The organism is Clostridium sp. CS001 (genome assembly GCF_020443565.1).
Lineage (GTDB): Bacteria > Bacillota > Clostridia > Clostridiales > Clostridiaceae > Clostridium_AD.
In genome coordinates this window covers 1-564 of the sequence record NZ_JAIZZN010000091.1, presented here as the reverse complement: position 1 = coordinate 564, position 564 = coordinate 1, and the positions used below count along the sequence as shown (strand labels likewise).

At 31.9% G+C, this 564-nt stretch carries 1 protein-coding gene; it reads left to right on the top strand.

Annotated features, from left to right (window positions below):
• Nucleotides 1–88: 88 nt before the first annotated feature.
• Nucleotides 89–564: Nif3-like dinuclear metal center hexameric protein (locus tag LGK97_RS19690; protein WP_226262016.1), on the top strand; the 476-nt coding region annotated here is incomplete at its 3' end.

Below are 564 nucleotides of genomic sequence, written 5' to 3'. Positions count from 1 at the left end.
GTAAGAAAGTGTGAAGTAGAGTTTATATTTTACGTATCAAATAAACAGTTCCAAAATAAAACTAAAAATAATATAATGGAGGAATTTTATGAAATCTACTGAATTGTACAATCAATTAGAAAAGGATTTTATATTTAAAGAGTTGATAGATGATTGGGCGGGATACATGCATGAACTTGAAGAGTATCTTTCTACTAATTTCAAAGAAAGAAGCATGGGATTAGTATGCGATTTTTCGGATGAAATTAATAAGGTTTACTCTGCTGTGTTTCCTACGCAAGAAGTTATGCAGAAAATTGTTGATGAAGGAGAAACAGATGCAATGCTATTTTTACATCACCCTTCAATCTGGGATATTAGAAATCCGATACCCTTTTATCAGATGGATAAAGCCCTATTAGAAAAGTTTCGGGAAAATAGAGTATCTATTTATAATTTACATGTGCCATTAGATAACTTTAGTGAGTATTCAACAAGCAGAACTTTGGCTGATGCATTAGATGTTGAAATAGAAAAGCCATTTGCAAAGTATCGTGGTGCTTTATGTGGTGTTATTGGGAAGAC